At 66.4% G+C, this 2,347-nt stretch carries 1 protein-coding gene and 2 pseudogenes; all 3 read left to right on the forward strand.

Annotated features, from left to right (window positions below):
* Window positions 1-467: pseudogene (locus tag MOV75_RS34960) on the forward strand (hydantoinase/oxoprolinase family protein); the annotation flags it as partial.
* A gap of 2 nt (window positions 468-469) precedes the next feature.
* Entirely contained in the window at window positions 470-2,128 is a 1,659-nt protein-coding gene (locus tag MOV75_RS34965) for a hydantoinase B/oxoprolinase family protein (RefSeq protein WP_246921684.1), read from the forward strand.
* A gap of 38 nt (window positions 2,129-2,166) precedes the next feature.
* Window positions 2,167-2,347 (forward strand): annotated as a pseudogene (locus MOV75_RS34970) (C4-dicarboxylate ABC transporter substrate-binding protein); the annotation flags it as partial.

Genomic DNA, 2,347 nt, shown 5'->3' on the forward strand with positions numbered 1-2,347 from the left:
CGCCGGTGCGCGAGCGCCGCGCCGCCTTCATGCGCTATGTCGGCCAAGGCCATGAGATCTCCGTCGAGCTGCCGAACCGGCGGCTGACGGCGGCCGATCTTGCCGGCCTGCGCCAGAAGTTCGAGGCGGATTATGCCGCGATGTTCGAGCGCGCGATTCCGGGCGCCGCGATCGAGGTGTTGAGCTGGTCGGTGCTCGCTACGACGGAGGCGCGTAATCCGCCCACCGTCGCTTCGGTCGCGCGCAAGCCGGCCGGGAAGGCCGTCGGCAGTCGAAAATTCTTCGACGGTCGCGCCGGCGAGGTGATCGAGATCCCGCTCTACCGCCGCGAGGACATGGCGCCCGGCGCGACCATTGCCGGGCCCGCCGTCATTGCGGAGGACGAGACCTCGACCTTCGTCTCCACCAGTTTTGACGCCCATATCGACGGTGCCGGCAGCATCGTCATGGAACGAAAGGCGGCCTGATCATGAGCAAGGCAAATGGCGCGAGCCTGATCGACCTTCAGATCATGTGGCACCGGCTGATCGCGGTGGTCGAGGAGCAGGCGCAGGTGCTGCTCCGCACCGCCTTCAGCCCGATCGTGCGCGAATGCGGCGATCTCTCGGCCGGCGTATTCGACCTCAGGGGACGGATGCTGGCGCAGGCGGTGACCGGCACGCCCGGCCACGTCAACTCGATGGCGGAATCGGTCAAGCATTTCATCAACCACTTTCCGATCGAGACGATGAAGGAGGGCGACGCCTACATCACCAACGATCCCTGGATGGGCACCGGCCACCTCAACGACTTCGTCGTCACCACGCCCTGCTTCAAGGACGGCAAGGTCGTCGCGCTGTTCTCCTGCACCAGCCATCTCATGGACATCGGCGGCATCGGCTTCGGGCCCGATGCCACCGACGTGTTCATGGAGGGGCTCTACATCCCGATGCTGAAGCTGATCGACCAGGGCGTCGTCAACGAGACGCTGATGGCGATGATCCGCACCAACACGCGGCTGCCGATCGATACCGAGGGTGACACCTATTCGCTCGCGGGCTGCAACGATGTCGGCTGCGAGCGCCTGGTCGAGATGATGACCGAGTTCGGCATCGACACGCTCGACGAGCTCGGCGACTACATCTGCGAGCGCTCGCGCGAGGCCGTGCTGGCCGAGATCGCAAAGCTGCCGAAGGGCAGCTGGCGCAACACCATGGTGGTCGACGGCTACGATGCCCCGGTGACGCTGGCCGCGACGCTGACGATTTCGGATGCGGGCATCCACGTCGATTTTGACGGCACCTCCGCTGCCTCGAAGTTCGGCATCAACGTGCCTCTTTCGTACACCACGGCCTACACCGTGTTCGGCCTCGGCTGCGTCGTCGCCTCGCAGATCCCGAACAATGCCGGCTCGCTCTCGCCGCTGACGGTGTCGGCGCCATCAGGTGCGATCCTCAATGCGCCGAAGCCCGCGCCGGTCGCCTCGCGCCACATCATCGGCCAGATGCTGCCCGACGTGGTGTTCGGTTGCCTGCGCCAGATCATTCCCGAGCGCGTGCCGGCGGAGGGCACCTCGTGCCTGTGGAATCTCAATGTACGCGGGCAGACCCGCTCGGGCGTCGGCGGCAATTACGGATTCTCGATGGCGGTGACCAGCAACGGCGGCACCGGCGCGCGCTTCGGCAAGGACGGCTTGTCGGCCACCGCCTATCCCAGCGGCGTGCGTGGCACGCCGGTCGAGATCGCGGAGACGCAGACGCCCTTGATCTTCTGGCGCAAGGAGCTGCGTCCGGATTCCGGCGGGGCAGGGCGCACCCGCGGCGGCCTCGGCCAGATCATTGAGGTCGGCAGCGGCGTCGATGCGCCGTTCGATATCCTGGCCGCATTCGACCGCATCGATCATCCGCCGCGCGGCCGCGATGGCGGCCAGAATGGCGAGGCCGGCTATGTCGGGCTTAAATCCGGAAAGAAGCTGCGCGGAAAAGGCTTTCAGGAGGTGCCGTCGGACGACCGTCTCGTGGTGCTGACGCCCGGCGGTGCCGGCATCGGTGCACCAGCCGAGCGAGATCGGGCTGCCGTCAAGGACGACATCGAAAGCGGCCTCGTGTCCGCCGATAATGCGGCTGCAGTTTATGGATATGCGCGGTGACGCCATCCGGCGTTTGGCGTAGCGAACGGAGGGGCTCAATGATCACGCGACGGAACTTCACCGCGGGCGCAGCGACGCTGCTCGCCGCCGGCCACATCTCGACCCGCGCGCGGGCGGCGACGACGAGCTGGGACATGTCGACGGTATGGCCCGACGGCAATTTCCACACCCAGAACGCGATGGCCTTCGCGGAAGAGGTGAAGAAGCAGAGCGGCGGCT

Source organism: Bradyrhizobium sp. PRIMUS42 (assembly GCF_023006515.1).
Taxonomy (GTDB): domain Bacteria; phylum Pseudomonadota; class Alphaproteobacteria; order Rhizobiales; family Xanthobacteraceae; genus Bradyrhizobium.